Annotated in this window: 13 protein-coding genes; 6 read left to right on the top strand and 7 right to left on the bottom strand. The window is 70.9% G+C overall.

The window, feature by feature from the left end; genetic code table 11:
* Both ACWKZU_RS09420 and ACWKZU_RS09415 read right to left on the bottom strand, forming a co-directional pair.
* The coding region (locus ACWKZU_RS09420) for a biotin/lipoyl-containing protein (protein WP_449282068.1) at positions 1–578 on the bottom strand (578 nt) is incomplete at its 3' end.
* Positions 578–2,770 carry an alpha-ketoacid dehydrogenase subunit alpha/beta gene (locus ACWKZU_RS09415; protein WP_449282067.1) on the bottom strand — a complete coding sequence of 731 codons (2,193 nt, stop codon included), beginning with the start codon at positions 2,768–2,770 and terminating at the stop codon, positions 578–580. The genes ACWKZU_RS09420 and ACWKZU_RS09415, both read right to left, overlap by 1 nt.
* A gap of 148 nt (positions 2,771–2,918) precedes the next feature.
* Here ACWKZU_RS09415 and ACWKZU_RS09410 point away from each other — a divergent pair, with 148 nt between their 5' ends.
* The 6 genes from ACWKZU_RS09410 to ACWKZU_RS09385 all read left to right on the top strand — a co-directional run bounded on the left by ACWKZU_RS09410 (position 2,919) and on the right by ACWKZU_RS09385 (position 8,799).
* Positions 2,919–3,446 carry a VOC family protein gene (locus tag ACWKZU_RS09410; protein WP_449282066.1) on the top strand — a complete coding sequence of 176 codons (528 nt, stop codon included), beginning with the start codon at positions 2,919–2,921 and terminating at the stop codon, positions 3,444–3,446.
* Positions 3,447–3,473: 27 nt separating this feature from the next.
* The gene (locus ACWKZU_RS09405; RefSeq protein ID WP_449282065.1) at positions 3,474–4,181 is read left to right on the top strand and encodes a GntR family transcriptional regulator; all 708 of its coding nucleotides are present in this window, start codon (positions 3,474–3,476) and stop codon (positions 4,179–4,181) included.
* A gap of 155 nt (positions 4,182–4,336) precedes the next feature.
* Entirely contained in the window at positions 4,337–5,446 is a 1,110-nt protein-coding gene (locus ACWKZU_RS09400) for an SDR family oxidoreductase (RefSeq protein ID WP_449282064.1), read from the top strand.
* Between the two features lie 33 nt (positions 5,447–5,479).
* Positions 5,480–6,736: a M24 family metallopeptidase gene (locus ACWKZU_RS09395; protein WP_449282063.1), complete on the top strand. Its 1,257-nt coding sequence runs from the start codon at positions 5,480–5,482 to the stop codon at positions 6,734–6,736.
* Positions 6,737–6,792: 56 nt separating this feature from the next.
* A complete protein-coding gene (locus ACWKZU_RS09390; RefSeq protein WP_449282062.1) occupies positions 6,793–7,875 on the top strand; it encodes a zinc-dependent alcohol dehydrogenase in 1,083 nt (360 codons plus the stop codon).
* Between the two features lie 54 nt (positions 7,876–7,929).
* Positions 7,930–8,799, top strand: coding sequence for an NAD(P)-dependent oxidoreductase (locus tag ACWKZU_RS09385; RefSeq protein ID WP_449282061.1), 870 nt, complete (start codon positions 7,930–7,932; stop codon positions 8,797–8,799).
* Between the two features lie 67 nt (positions 8,800–8,866).
* On the opposite strand, the gene ACWKZU_RS09380 is transcribed toward ACWKZU_RS09385, so the two are convergent.
* The 5 genes from ACWKZU_RS09380 to ACWKZU_RS09360 form a co-directional block, all read right to left on the bottom strand.
* The gene (locus tag ACWKZU_RS09380) at positions 8,867–9,841 is read right to left on the bottom strand and encodes a zinc-dependent alcohol dehydrogenase (RefSeq protein WP_449282060.1); all 975 of its coding nucleotides are present in this window, start codon (positions 9,839–9,841) and stop codon (positions 8,867–8,869) included.
* Between the two features lie 41 nt (positions 9,842–9,882).
* Entirely contained in the window at positions 9,883–10,644 is a 762-nt protein-coding gene (locus tag ACWKZU_RS09375) for an SDR family NAD(P)-dependent oxidoreductase (protein ID WP_449282059.1), read from the bottom strand.
* Positions 10,645–10,743: 99 nt separating this feature from the next.
* Entirely contained in the window at positions 10,744–11,751 is a 1,008-nt protein-coding gene (locus ACWKZU_RS09370; protein ID WP_449282058.1) for a Gfo/Idh/MocA family protein, read from the bottom strand.
* Positions 11,752–11,926: 175 nt separating this feature from the next.
* Entirely contained in the window at positions 11,927–12,970 is a 1,044-nt protein-coding gene (locus ACWKZU_RS09365; RefSeq protein WP_449282057.1) for a phosphotransferase family protein, read from the bottom strand.
* Positions 12,967–14,199, bottom strand: coding sequence for an acyl-CoA dehydrogenase family protein (locus tag ACWKZU_RS09360; RefSeq protein ID WP_449282056.1), 1,233 nt, complete (start codon positions 14,197–14,199; stop codon positions 12,967–12,969). The genes ACWKZU_RS09365 and ACWKZU_RS09360 overlap by 4 nt, the downstream gene beginning before the upstream one ends.
* Position 14,200 lies beyond the last annotated feature (1 nt).

Below are 14,200 nucleotides of genomic sequence, written 5' to 3'. Positions count from 1 at the left end.
GGGATCGCGGAGTCCGCGGCCGGCGCGGCCGCGAGCCCCTCGAGGTCGCGACGCACGATCCGGCCGTTCGGGCCGGTGCCGCGCACCCCGCTGAGGTCGAGGCCCCGCTCGCGCACCAGCTTGCGCACCAGCGGGCTCGCGAAGCGGCGCTCGCCCGGAGCCGCGGGAGCACCCGGATCCGCGGGCGCCGCCCCGGACTCGGAGGACGGAGCGGGCTCGGGATCCGGAACGGGCTCGGGATCCGGCTGCGCCGAGCCGGAATCGCTCGCTCCCGAGACGCCACCCGAGACCCCTCCCGCAGTCGCGCCGGCCTCCGCGAGCGCCTCCTCGGCCGACTGTCCGCCGGTGGCGAGCACCGCGATGGGCGTCCCCACCTCCACCGAGGTGCCGGCCTCGAGCAGCGTGCCGGCGAGCACGCCCGATCCCTCGGCCTCGTATTCGACGGTGGCCTTCTCCGTCTCGATCTCCACGATCGGCTGCCCGGCGGAGACCTCGTCGCCCACGGCGACGAGCCAGGCGGCGATCGCGGCTTCGGCGGAGCCCGTCACGAGCTCGGGCATGCGTACGATGCTGGCCATCAGTTGCTCCCTCCCAGAGCGGCGCGGACGCGCTCGAGACCGTCGACGACCTCTTCGGTGCGGGCGATCGCGGCCCGCTCGAGCACCTTCGAGATGCTCGGGCTCGCCTCTCCGCCGGTGACCCGCTCGACCGGCTGATCGAGCCAGTCGAAGTAGCGGCGCTGGATCTCGTCGGCGAGCCATCCGCCGTACGAGGCGCCGCGCGCGCCCTGCTCGACGATCAGCACCGCGTTGGTCTTCCTGATGCTCTCGCCGATCGTGTCCCAGTCGAGCGAGGCCCGGTCGAGCCAGCGCAGGTCGATCACCTCGGCGTCGATCCCCGTCTGCTCGACGGCCTCGAGCGTGTGACCGACCATCGTCAGGTAGGTCAGCACCGTGACCTCCGAGCCCTCGCGTCGCACGGCGGCCGTCCCGGGCGGAATGACGTAGTCGAGTTCGTCCGCCGGCACGCGATCGGCCTGCCCGTAGAGGTCGACGTGCTCGATCACGAGCACCGGATCCTCGAGCGCGAGCGCGGCGTTCATCAGGCCGATGTAGTCGGCCGCGTTGGAGGCGGCCACGATCCGCCAGCCGGCCTGCGTCGCGAAGATCCCCGCGGGATCCATGAGGTGCTGCGAGCCGTAGCCGACGCCCATGGCCACCTTCGTGCGCAGCACGAGCGGCACGGTGTTGTTGTCGCCGAACATGTGGCGCGCCTTGCCCGCCTGGTTGAAGACCTGGTCGGCGGCCACCCACATGAAGTCGGGATACATGAACTCGACGATCGGGCGGATGCGCCCGTCGAGCGCCGCGCCCGTCGCGAACCCGAAGAACGCGTTCTCGCTGATGGGCGTGCCGATCACGCGCTCGGGGCCGTACTTCTGCGCGAGCCCCTTCGTGGCGCCGTTGGTGCCGCCGCCGAGCTTGTGCACGTCTTCGCCGAGCACGACGATGCGCTCGTCCTGCTCCATGCGGCGATCCATCGCGCCCGCGACGGCATCGCCGTACTTCACCTCGCGCCACTCGCCGCCGATGTCCGCCGGCTCCCGCGCGTCCCAGGACCCGAGCTCGCTCGCGTCGCCGCGGATGCCGGCATCGACCGCCGCGGGATCCGGCCACAGCTCGGGCTTGATCCGGCGCTTGCCCTCGCGCTCGGGATCGGCCTCGATGAGGGCCGCCACCGCGTCGGCCATCGCCTGCTTCGCCTGCTCCCGCACCGCTTCGACCTCCGTCTCCGAGACGTGGCCGAGCTCCCTCATCCGCGAGGCGACCCGCTGCAGCGGATCCCGCTCGCGCCAGGCCTTCTCCTCGTCCTTCGTGCGGTACCCGAACGCACTCCCGGGGAAGGGACCGTTCTGGTGGAAGAAGCGGTAGACCTCGGCCTCGATGATCGCCGGCCCCTCGCCCGCGCGCATCCGGTAGAGCGCCTCCTGCGTGGCGAGATGCACCGCGAGGGGATCCATGCCGTCGACCCGCCACGACGGCACCGAGAAGCCCTGGCCCCGCACCGAGAACCGCGTGTCGGCGCTCGCCTCGCTCGCGTGGGTGGAGACCGCGTAGAGGTTGTTCTCGATGAAGAACATGACCGGGGTCTTCCACACGGCCGCGAGGTTCATGGACTCGAGCACCGATCCGATCTGGCTCGAGCCGTCGCCGAAGTAGTTGATCGTCACGTCGTCGGTGCCCGCGTACCGCTGCGCCCAGGCGTTGCCGCCGGCCAGCGGGGCCCCGCCGCCGACGATGGCGTTGGTGCCGAGCGCTCCGGCCTCCAGCCACTGCAGGTGCATCGAGCCCCCGCGACCGCCGGAGAATCCCTGCGCGAGCCCGAGGATCTCGGCGAGCGTGCGCTGCAGCATGGCCTGCATGTCGGCGTCGACGAGCGCGGCCAGGTCGAGCCCGCCCCGCGACACGTGGGTGATGGCCTTCGCCAGGAACTGGTGGTGGCCGCGGTGCGAGCCGTTGACCCCGTCGCTGGAGCGCAGCGTGAGGATCGACCCGACCGCGCCGCCCTCCTGCCCGATGCTCGAGTGGGCCGGTCCGTGCACGAGCCCGGCTCCCGCGAGCTCCAGCACCGTCTCCTCGAAGCTGCGGATGAGCTGGATCTGGCCCAGCATGGTCGCGAGCAGCCCGGGGTCTGCGCTCTTCCAATCGGAGGCCGTGGTCGTGAGCTCGACCCAGGGCACCCCGGTGTCCAGCTTGCGGCGTTTGGGCATGTGCGTCTCCGTTGCGTCGTGTCGAGGGTGTCAAGAGAGACTGTACGATTGATTGGATCCAATTGCAACGCTCAGATCCGATATCAGATCTATTCACGAGGCTGTATCCCGTGATTGAATACAATTCGACGATCACCGAGGAGGCGCAATGCCACTACCAGGACTCCGGGGAACCGATCACATCGGGTTCACCGTGCCCGATCTCGACGAGGCGGACGACTTCTTCGTGCGGGTGCTCGGCTGCGAGCGCATCTACTCGCTCGGCCCCTTCCAGCACGAGGAGGGCGACTGGATGACCCGCCAGCTCGGCGTTCACCCCCGCACGGTGATGCGACGGCTGGGCTTCTACCGCTGCGGTTTCGGGTCGAACTTCGAGGTCTTCGAGTACGATCCCGCCGACGAGCAGCGCGCGCAGCCGCGCAACAGCGATCTCGGCGGTCACCACCTCGCGTTCTACGTCGACGACTTCGACGCGGCCCTCGAGTACCTGCGCGCCGAGGGCGTCGACGTCATGGGCGAGCCCGTCGCGAGCGCCAACGCGAGCCTGGGGCAGCGATGGATCTACTTCCGCTCGCCCTGGGGCATGCAGTTCGAGCTCGTGAGCTACCCGGAGGGCAAGGCGTACGAGCGCGACGCCCCGACGCTGCTCTGGCATCCGGCCCGTCCGGAATACTAGGAGGCGCACGCTCATCGGAGGACGCACATGACCCGCACAGCCGCACCCGCCCGCACGCCCGCACGCCCCCGCGAGGGCGACGCGGGGGCCCGCATCGCGGCGCGCATCCGAGATGAGATCCTCCGCGGCTCGCTCGCCCCGGGCACGCGGATCCGGCAGGAGGACGTCGCCGAGCGCTTCGGCGCCAGCCGGGTGCCGGTCCGGGAGGCCCTGCGGCTCCTGGTGCACGAGGGCCTCGTCACCACGATCGCGAACTCCGGATCGTGGGTCTCGAGCCTCACCCTGTCGGAGTGCGAGGAGATCTACCAGATGCGCGAGCGCCTGGAGCCGCTGCTCCTGCGCTACAGCGCACCGTCGCTCGCCGAGCAGGACTTCCTCGAGCTCGAACGCCTCGCCGCGGAGATCGACGACGAGGCCCACGCGGACGACGTCGAGCGCTTCCTGCAGCTCGACCGGGAGTTCCACCTCGCGACGTACGCGCACGCCGAGACCCAGCAGCTCGGCGACCTCATCTCCAAGCTGTGGAACAGCACGGCCCCCTACCGCCGGGCCTACGTGGCCACCTGGTCCGCCGGCCAGCGCCGGATCGCGTGCGACGAGCACAACATCCTCATCATCGCGCTGCGCGACGGGGATTTCGACGAGGCCGAGCGCGTGCTCGCCGGCCACATCCGCCGCACGCGGAGACAGCTCGCGAAGCACCCCGAGATCTTCGGGGCCCCACCCCGCCCCTGAGCCGGATCGGAGGCCGCTCGCCCCCTCCGCACCCGCGCTCATGTTTATTTTTATTGATCGTTTCGTACAGTTACGATGTACACTCGAGGCGCGGGCGGATCCTCCGACCGACGTCGGTCCGGCGCACCGGCCGCGCGACAGCAAGGAGACCACACATGAACGCGCAGGTGGAGCGCCCCCGGGCACTCGTCGTCGGGGCCAGCGGCATCTCGGGCCAGGCCGTCTGCCGCGAACTCGTCGCCCGGGGGTGGGACGTCTGGGGTCTCAACCGCTCCGCCTTCCCGCTCGACGGAGTCACCCCGGTCCAGGCCGACCTCCTGCGCCCCGAGACGCTCTCGGAGCTCGCGGGGCTGCGCCCCGAGGCCGTGTTCGTCACCACCTGGATGCGCATGGACACCGAGGCCGAGAACATCAGGGTCAACCGCAGCGCGATGGAGCACCTCCTGCGGGCCATCGAGCCGGCCGGGTCCGTGCGGCACGTCTCGCTCATGACCGGACTCAAGCACTATCTCGGCCCCTTCGAGGCCTATGCCCAGGGCGCGTCCGCCGACACCCCCTTCCACGAGGACGAGCCGCGGATCGACATCCCGAACTTCTACTACGCCCAGGAGGACGCGCTGTTCGCCGCGGCCGAGCGACAGGGATTCACCTGGAGCACGCACCGCTCCCACACCGTGATCGGCTTCGCCACGGGCAACGCGATGAACATGGCGCTGACGCTCGGCGTGTACGCCGAGCTCTGCCGCGCCACCGGGGCGCCCTTCGTGTTCCCCGGGTCCGAGGTCCAGTGGAACGGAGTGACCGACGTCACCGACGCGGATCTCCTCGCCGAGCAGATGGTCTGGGCCGCGGTGACCCCCGAGGCCGCGAACACGGCCTTCAACATCAGCAACGGCGATGTGTTCCGGTGGCGCTGGATGTGGCCCCGGATCGCGGAGCACTTCGGGGTGCCGTGGGAGGGCCACGACGGCTCGGACCGCCCCCTCGAGAGCCACGTGGGCGAGCTCGAGCCCGCCTGGCCCGCGATCGTGGAGGAGCACGGCCTCGCCGAGCCGGATCTCGGCCGACTCGCGTCGTGGTGGCACACCGACAGCGACCTGCTCCGCCCGATCGAGTGCTTCGCGGACATGCGCCGGAGCCGCGAGCGCGGCTTCCACGGCAATCGCGTGACGGTCGAGAGCTTCCTGCACGCCTTCGATCGCTATCGCGCGGCCGGCATCCTGCCGAGCCGGCCCGAGAGCACCGGATCCCCCCGCTCCCGGTGATCCCCGACCACGACGACGAAGGAGGGCTGCACCATGACCGAGGCACGACCGTCGCAGCGTCCGCTCCTCACGCCCGGGCAGATGGGCGTGGACTACGAGACCCGCGTCGACTTCGGCCGCCTGCGCTCGTACCGCATCGAGCGCGCCCAGGCCGCCCTCGATGCGAGCGAGTGCGGGGCGTTCCTGCTCTTCGACTTCTACAACATCCGCTACACCACGCAGTCCTGGGTGGGAGGCGCGCTCGGCGACAAGATGATCCGCTACGCGCTGCTCACCCGCGGCGGCGAGCCGCACCTGTGGGACTTCGGGTCGGCCGTGAAGCACCATCAGCTCTTCTCCCCGTGGCTGCGGCACGAGCACAACCATCCCGGTTTCCTCGGTTTCCGCGGAGCGGTCGCACCGTCCGCGGGCCTGATGGCCGACGCCGTCACGCAGATCAAGGGCATCCTCACCGACCTCGGCCTGCAGAACGCACCCGTCGGCGTCGACATCGTCGAGCCCCCGTTCCTCTTCGAGATGCAGCGGCAGGGTCTCTCGATCGTCGACGCGCAGCAGCACATGCTCGACGCCCGTGAGATCAAGAGCCAGGACGAGATCATGCTCATGAACCAGGCCGCGGCCATGGTGGACGGCGTCTACGCGGAGATCGTCGAATCGCTGAAGCCGGGGGTGCGCGAGAGCGAGATCGTGGCGCTCGCGGCCAAGAAGCTGTACGAGTACGGCTCGGACCAGGTCGAAGCGGTCAACGCCATCTCGGGCGAGCGCTGCAATCCCCACCCCCACAACTTCACGGATCGCATCATCCGTCCGGGAGACCAGGCGTTCTTCGACATCATCCACTCCTTCAACGGGTATCGGACGTGCTACTACCGCACGTTCAACGTGGGACGCGCCACCGGTGCGCAACGATCGGCGTACAGCCAGGCGCGCGAGTGGATGGACAACGCCATCGACGCCATCAAGCCGGGCATCGGCTCCGATGAGATCGCCTCGCTCTTCCCGACTGCGGAGTCGCTCGGCTTCGACGACGAGCTCTCGGCCTTCGGCCTGCAGTTCTGCCACGGCCTCGGCCTCGGCCTGCACGAGCGCCCGATCATCTCGCGGCTCAACAGCTACCGCGAGCCCGTCGAGATCAAGAGCGGCATGGTCTTCGCCGTGGAGACCTACTGCCCCGCGTCGGACGGATACTCCGCCGCACGCATCGAGGAGGAGGTCGTCGTCACGGACGACGGCCCCGTCGTCATCACCCGCTACCCCGCCGACGATCTGATCGTCGCCAACCCGCTGTAGGTCTCGCGGAACGCGCGAGACCGGATATCCCGCATCACAGACCCGAAGGAGAGTCGATGACCACGCAGACCCCGGTCCGGACCATGCAGGCGGCAGTCATGCACGGCACGCAGGACCTCCGCATCGAAGAGGTCCCGGTCCCCGCCGCCCGGCCGGGCGAGCTCCTCCTCGAGGTCACCGCGGTCGGCGTGTGCGGCACCGACGCGGCCGAGTGGGCTCACGGCGCCCAGCTGTTCCCCCTCGAGGCGCCGCACCGAGTCACGGGCCACGTCGGGCCGATGATCATCGGTCACGAGTTCGCCGGCCGAGTGGTGGCTGTCGGCGAGGACGTCGACCCGGTCTGGCTCGGCCGGCTCGTCGCCTCCTGCGGCTCCATGCCCTGCGGCGAGTGCCCGCAGTGCCGGAGCGGCCGCTCCAATCTCTGCCGGCGATACGCCTCGGTCGGCCTGCACCGGGACGGCGCGCTCGCGAAGTACGTGTCGACGCCCGTGGGCAGCTGCGTGGACGCCGGCGCCCTCGGCCTCGACGAGATCGAGGCCGCGCTCGTGCAGCCGATGGCCATCGCCGTGCACGCCATGAAGCGCTCGGGGGTGTCGGCGGGCGACGTCGCCGTGGTGCAGGGCGTCGGCGGCATCGGCGCATTCCTCATCCATGCCCTCGTGCAGGCCGGGGCCCGCGTCGTGGCCGTCGACCTCTCGTCAGAGCGCCTCGAGATCGCGGCCGGTCTCGGGGCCGGGGTCACCATCCTCGCCGGCGCCGACGACTCCACCGACCGGATCGCGGCCCAGTTCGCCGACGGGGTCCCGGTGTACTTCGAGGTCAGCGGATCCGAACCGGGTCTGCGGCTCGCGCTCGAGATCGCCCCGATGGGCACGAACGTCGTCGCGGTGGGCATCCAGAAGCTTCCGCGCAGCATCGACGTCGGTGCGCTCACGCTCCGCGAGTTGAGCCTGATCGGCACGAACGCGCTGGTGCGCGAGACGGACTTCCCCGAGGCGGCGCAGCTGATCGCGCAGCGCCGCGGCCGCTGGGGCGGGATCGCACCGGATCCGCTGCCGTTGACCGATGTGGTCGAGGGCGCGCTGCGGCCGATGTCCGAGGGCAGACCGCCCGCCATCAAGACGCTCATCACCCCCTGAGGACCCGTCGGCCGGGCGCCTCGGACACGCAGCTCGAGTAAAAGGAGAACACAGGTGTCGCAAGTTGGATTCATCGGCCTCGGAACCATGGGCGCCGGCATGGCGAACCGCCTCGTGGAGGCGGGGCACGACGTGCTGGTCTGGAACCGGTCGCGTGCGGCCCTCGAGCCGCTCGTCGCGGCCGGCGCCCGCGCCGTGGGCACTCCGGCGGAGGCGCTCTCGAGCGGCATCGCGTTCTCCATGCTCTCGAACGACCGCGCGCTCGACGCGGTCTTCGGCCCGGAGACGCTCGAGGCCGCCGCGGGCGCCGTGCACGTCAACATGGCCACCGTGAGCCTCGACGCGGCCCGAGCGCTCCACCGCCGCCACGCGCAGGCCGGCGTCGCCTACGCGGCCGCGCCCGTGCTGGGGCGGCCGCACCTCGCCGCCGCGGGCCGCCTCAACATCGTCGCGGCCGGCTCCGGCGCAGCGCTCGATCGGGCCGACGAATTCTTCCCGGCCATGGGCAAGCGGGTCTGGCGCGTGGGCGAGGATCCCGCTCTCGCCAATCTCGTCAAGATCGGGGTGAACTACAACCTGATCCACACCATGCAGGCGCTCGCCGAGTCGCTCAACCTGATGGAGCGCAGCGGCGTCGACGGTGCCGCGTTCGTCGAGATCCTGACCGATGCCGCCTACACCGGAACGGCCTACGAGGGATACGGGCCCATGATCGCGTCCCGCAGCTACAGCCCGCCGGCCTTCAGCGTCGAACTCGGCCTGAAGGATCTGACCCTGGTGCAGAACGCCGCCGCCGAGGTATCCGCGGCCCTGCCCACGGCCCGGATCCTCCAGCGGATCTTCGAGGATACGCTCGCGGATCCCGAGCTCTCGCAGCTCGACTGGTCGGCCATGGCCGAGATCACCCGGCGCTCGGCGCCCTGATCCGCGAGTCCCGGCCCGCGCGCACCTCGCCGAGGGCCCGTCCCGTTGGACGGGCCCTCGGCATCGCTCAGAGCGCGGCGCCGAGCTCCACGTGCACCTTCAGATTGCGCGCGCTGTCGCGCGACGCGGCCACCGCCTCGATGGCGTCGTCCACCGAGAAGCGCTCGGTGACCAGCGGGGACAGGTCGATGCCGGTGCGCTCGAGGAAGCGGATCGCCTCGGGCCACACGAAGGGCGAGCCGATGGTGCCGACGATCCTCAGACCCTTCGATTGGATGAGCCCCAGCGGCGCGGGCGCCTCGTTGCCCACGTCGATGCCGATGAATCCCAGCCGGGCCCCGTGCCCGGCGAGCCGGATGGCGTTCGCCATCACCTCGGGCCGGCCGCTGGCCTCCATCACCACGCTCGGACCCCGCCCGCCCGTGATCCGGGCGAGCAGCGCCTCGGCCCCCTCCGGGTCGACCGCGTGGTCGGCCCCGAGGTCGAGCGCGGCCTGACGGCGCGTCTCGGACGGGTCGACGGTCACGACCACGGCGCCGAGGTGATGGGCCGCCGCGGTGGTCACCAGGCCGACCGGACCGGCGCCCAGCACCACCAGGGTGTCGCTCGCATTGATGTTGCCCACCGCCATCAACGCGTTGTAGCCGACGGTGAAGGTCTCGATGAGGGCGCCGCTGGAGTAGTCGATGCTCTCGGGGATGCGATGCAGCCACTCGGGCCGGGCGACGAAGAACTCGGCGAGCGCACCGCTGATCGAGAAGCCGAAGTGATCCTCGCCGATCACGCACTCCCCCACCACGCGGTCTCCGACGGAGAGCCCCGTCACCCGGTCGCCCACGGCGACGACCTCGCCGGCCCACTCGTGCCCGGGGATGATCGGGTACGAGAAGGGGATGATGTACCGCCCCTCCAGCAACTCGACGTCCGAGTGGCAGATGCCGACCGACCGCGCGGCGACCAGCACCTCGTCGGCGCCGATCTCCGGCACCTCGAGCTCCGAGACCTCGGGTCGGTTCTCCGCCAGGAACTGCAGTGCTTTCATATGTGTCTTCCTCTCCTCGAATCGCTCCGCCGGGTCTTCGCCTACTGCGCGGTGAACCCGCCGTCGATGACGAACTCCGCGCCCGTGACGAACTTGGACTCGTCGGAGGCGAGATACACCATCGCATAGGCCACGTCGTCCGGGTCGCCGATCACGCCGAGCGGGTGCGCCGCGCGCATCTGCTCGAGGTAACCGGGGGTCTCCTCGGCCTTCTGCAGGTTCAGCGGCGTCAGGATCGTTCCCGGCATGACCGCGTTGACGCGGATGTCCTCCGGGGCGTAGGCGATCGCGTCCGTCTTCGCCATGAGGCGCACGGCCGCCTTCGTGGTGTGGTAGACCGGCACATCGGCGTTCCCGACCATCCCGTAGACGGAGGAGGTGCTGACGATGCTCTTCTGGCCCGGGGTGCGGCGCATGTAGGGGATCGCGTGCTTGGTGCACAGGAAGGGTCCTCCGACGTTCACCCGGAACACCTGCTCCCAGTCCGCGAAATCGACCTGATCGACGGGCTCCGTGGGGCCCGAGATGCCGGCGTTGTTGATGAGCACGTGGAGTGCGCCGAACCGTTCGAACACCTCGGCGAACACTGCGGCGACGGCCTCCTCGTCGGTGGTGTTCATCTCCCAGAACTCGGCGGACGCCCCGGTGCGGCGGATGTCCTCCGCGACCTGGGCGCCGCGCGGGGACATGTCGGTCAGCGCGACGACCGCGCCCTCCCCGGCGAACATGCGGGCGATGGCCTCGCCCATGCCGTTCCCGGCTCCCGTGATCAGCGCGACCTTGCCGTTCAGTCTTCCGCTCATGTGGTCAGTGCTCCTCTGCTCGTTGCTGTGCGATGGCCCTCGGCCGGGACCCCGTTCGCCGCCCGCGGCCCGCCGATGCGCTCCCGTCGCCGCGGCGCATCAGCTCTCCACCGACGGACGCGGGGGCAGACCGGCCATCTCGTACGCCCGGTCGATGACGCGCAGGTTCTCGACGGCCGCGGCCGTCGTCGTGTGGTGGTCCCCTCCCGCGCGGACGGCGTCCCGGAAGGCTCGCATCTGGTACGTGAAGCTGCTCGTGAGACCGAGATGCTCCACCCGGGTTCCGGCCGCCGTCGTGACGATGAGCCGATCATCGGTGTGCACATACGACAGATTCGCCTGGTGCACCGACCCCAGCGATCCGACGGCGGTGAGGGTGAAGTCGCGGGGCCCCATGAGGTTCGCCTCAGCGACGGCGTGCACGCCGTCCGGGAGCTCGAAGGTCATCTCGGCCCACGCGTCGACGCGCGGATCGCTGCCCTCCCGGTGTCCGGTCCGGGCGGTGCGGAGGGTCGCCTCGCCGCCCAGCGCTCGGGCGACATGGCCGATCGCATCGATGACGTAGCAGCCGACGTCCATCAGCGCGCCGCCCGCCAGCGGCCAGGACCAGCGGATGTCCCGCAGATCCGGCACGTCGACGGTCATCACCGCGCGGACCCACTGGACCGCGCCGATCTCACCGCTGCGCAGCACCTCGAGGAATCGCCGGAAGACCGGGTGGTAGCCGTAGTGGAAGCCGTTGAAGACCACCAGCTCGGGCCGCGCCCGGGCGGCCTCGTGGACGAGCAGCGCCTCGGCGGCGGTGCTGGCGAAGGGCTTCTCGGCGAGCAGATGCTTGCCCGCCTCGATGGCGGCCAGGTTCCACGGCGTGTGGAGGCCGTTCGGCAGCGGATTGTAGATCGCCTCGACCTCGGGATCGCGGACGAGCGCCGCATAGCTCTCCACCACCCGCTCGATGCCGTGCGCCTCGGCGTACGAGCGTCCCCGCTCGACGTCCCGGGCGGCCACGGCCACGACCCGCCCTCCGATGTCCGCCACCGGAGGGAACAGCGTGTGCTCGCTGATGCGCGCCGCCCCGAGCACACCGATCCGCAGAGGTTCCGTCATGAGTGGGCTCCCGTCGACTGTCAACGCCATCGGTGGGCGAAGCGCCCCGCGACCGCGCGAACGGCCCTCGGCACTCGCCGGAGAGGTTCGCCGATGCCGAGCGGGGCGCTCGCATCAGTGTTGCGTAAAACTATACGCGTTAATCCACATTGCACACAACTGCGACTCGAGGTCGCTACGAGGTGCGCGTGTAGTCGAGCGCCTGCTCGAGCATGTCGGGCACGCCCCGCTCGAGGAGCGGACCGAATGCCGTGTCCTGCGGCCGCTCGCCGTCGAGCCAGCGGATGAAGATCGCCTCGCAGAAGATGGCGGCCTTCCAGAGCGCGAGCGCCTGGTACCACCCGAGCTCCGAGAGGTCGAGACCCGTCGCGCGCGCGTAGCGCTCGGCGAGCTCGTGGCGCGCGGGGTAGCCGGGCCGCTCGGTGACCGGGCTGAGCTGCATCACGGACGACGGCGCACCGGGCTCGGCCCAGGTGGCGAGCAGGTAGCCCAGGTCGGCGAGCGGATCGCCGAGTGCCGCCATCTCCCAATCGAGCACCAGCACCGCCTCGGGTCGCCCTCCTGAGCCCATCGCGCACATCAGATTGCCCAGCCGATAGTCGCCGTGCACGAGGCCGAACCGCTGGGAGACGGGAACCCGGGAGCCGAGCCATGCCCCGAGCTCCGCGACGAGCGGGAGATGCCGGCGCGCGCTCGCCTCCCAGAGGCCGCCGAAGCGCCGCAGCTGTCGCTCGAGATACCCATCGGGGCGGCCGAAGCTCGCGAGCGGCTCGGCGTCGATCGGCACTCGGTGGAGCGCGACGAGGGTGTCGACGATCTCCTCGCCCACCGCCCGCCGCGCCGCGGGCTCGTCCCATCCCCCCGGTTCGACGGCGGTCAGCACCTCCCCCTCCACGTACGGCATCACGTAGAACGGCACGCCCAGCAGCGACTCGTCCTCGCAGATGGCGAGCACCTCGGCGACGGGCAGGCCGGTCGGGGCGAGCGCCCGCAGCAGTCGCGCCTCCCGCACCATGTCGTGCGCCGATCGGGGCAGCGGGGGTTTCGGCCCGCGCCGCAGCACCAGATCCGAGTCGCCCTGCCGCACCCGGAAGGTGACGTTCGACTGCCCCTCGCCGATGCGTTCGGCGCGCAGCGGCCCGGAGCCGAGCCCGCGGGCTTCGAGGAAGTCCCGGATCCGCTGCTCGTGGAACAGCTCGTCCCCTCCGCGCCCGGTCACCGCTCGCCCTCCCCGCTCGGCTCGTCCCGGCGGGGTTCGCCCGCGGCGACCTCGCGCGCGCGCCGCCGCGACGCCCGGCGCGCGATGGCCCACCGCTGCGTTTCGCTCGACCCGTCGTAGATCCTGAACGGCCGCACCTCGTTCAGATAGCCCGCGAGCGGGAGGTGCTCCGATACCCCGTCACCGCCGACCAGCTGGATCGACCGGTCGATCACGCGATTGACGGCCTCGGAGCAGAAGACCTTGGCGACCGACGAGAGCGCGGTCCCCGCGCGGGCGTCCGCGGCGAGCAGCCGCGCCGTCCGGTCGATGATCGCGTCCGAGGTCTCGATGTCGATCACGGAATCGGCGATCAGCGCCTGCGCGATCCCGAGCGCCTCGATCCGCTCGCCGAACAGTTCGCGACGAGCGGCGCGGTCGAGCATGGTGTCGTGCGCGCGCCTGGCCAGTCCGAGCCACCGCATGCAGTGGGTGAGGCGGGCCGGGCCCAATCGCACCTGCGCGTACCGGAAGCCCTCGCCCACGGCCCCGAGCACCTGTTCGTCGGGCACCACCACGCCGTCGAAGTGGGTGTGCGGATGCCCGCCGATGATGGCGCGGTCGATGGTGTGGAGGCGTCTCCCCACGCGCACGCCGGGGGCGTCCATGTCGACCAGGAACATCGTGGCGCCGGACGTGCCCCCCTGCTCGGTGCGAGCCATCACGATCGCGAACCCCGCCCCGACCGCGCCGCTGCTGAAGCGCTTCTCGCCGTCGATCCGCCACCCGCCGGCCACCCGCTCGGCAGTGGTCGCCAGCGCGTCGGGATCGGATCCCGCTCCGGGGTGCGGTTCGGTCATGCCGAAGCAGGATCGCGTCTCACCCGTGGCGAGCGGGGCGAGGAAGCGGCGCCGCTGCTCCGGCGAGGCGATCTGCTCGAGCAGGTGCATGTTGCCCTCGTCGGGCGCCATGCAGTTCAGCGCCAGGGGGCCGATCGGCGAGTATCCCGCCTCCTGGAAGACCGGCGACCAGTGCTCGATCGGAAGGCCGAGGCCGCCGAACTCGCGGGGCGCCTGCGGCGCGAACACCCCCGCCTCGCACGCCTGCGACTGCAGGCGCCGGCGCAGCTCCTCGGTGAGGTGCTCCCCGTGATCCGGCTCCTGCGGAATCACCTGTTCGCGGATGAACGCGCGCGTCCGGTCCCTGAGCGCGTCGACGCGCTCGGACGTCCACTCCAGCGGCTCTCCCATG

Source organism: Leucobacter sp. (genome assembly GCF_053528595.1).
Note: the sequence above shows the minus strand (reverse complement) of the source record. Positions and strands in the feature narration are given on the sequence as shown.

What these genes read in the sequence shown, in the direction of transcription:
- ACWKZU_RS09415 (WP_449282067.1), bottom strand. Translation starts at nt 2,770, where the DNA reads ATGCCCAAACGCCGCAAGCTGGACACCGGGGTGCCCTGGGTCGAGCTC.
- ACWKZU_RS09410 (WP_449282066.1), top strand. Translation starts at nt 2,919, where the DNA reads ATGCCACTACCAGGACTCCGGGGAACCGATCACATCGGGTTCACCGTG.
- ACWKZU_RS09405 (WP_449282065.1), top strand. Translation starts at nt 3,474, where the DNA reads ATGACCCGCACAGCCGCACCCGCCCGCACGCCCGCACGCCCCCGCGAG.
- ACWKZU_RS09400 (WP_449282064.1), top strand. Translation starts at nt 4,337, where the DNA reads ATGAACGCGCAGGTGGAGCGCCCCCGGGCACTCGTCGTCGGGGCCAGC.
- ACWKZU_RS09395 (WP_449282063.1), top strand. Translation starts at nt 5,480, where the DNA reads ATGACCGAGGCACGACCGTCGCAGCGTCCGCTCCTCACGCCCGGGCAG.
- ACWKZU_RS09390 (WP_449282062.1), top strand. Translation starts at nt 6,793, where the DNA reads ATGACCACGCAGACCCCGGTCCGGACCATGCAGGCGGCAGTCATGCAC.
- ACWKZU_RS09380 (WP_449282060.1), bottom strand. Translation starts at nt 9,841, where the DNA reads ATGAAAGCACTGCAGTTCCTGGCGGAGAACCGACCCGAGGTCTCGGAG.
- ACWKZU_RS09375 (WP_449282059.1), bottom strand. Translation starts at nt 10,644, where the DNA reads ATGAGCGGAAGACTGAACGGCAAGGTCGCGCTGATCACGGGAGCCGGG.
- ACWKZU_RS09370 (WP_449282058.1), bottom strand. Translation starts at nt 11,751, where the DNA reads ATGACGGAACCTCTGCGGATCGGTGTGCTCGGGGCGGCGCGCATCAGC.
- ACWKZU_RS09360 (WP_449282056.1), bottom strand. Translation starts at nt 14,199, where the DNA reads ATGGGAGAGCCGCTGGAGTGGACGTCCGAGCGCGTCGACGCGCTCAGG.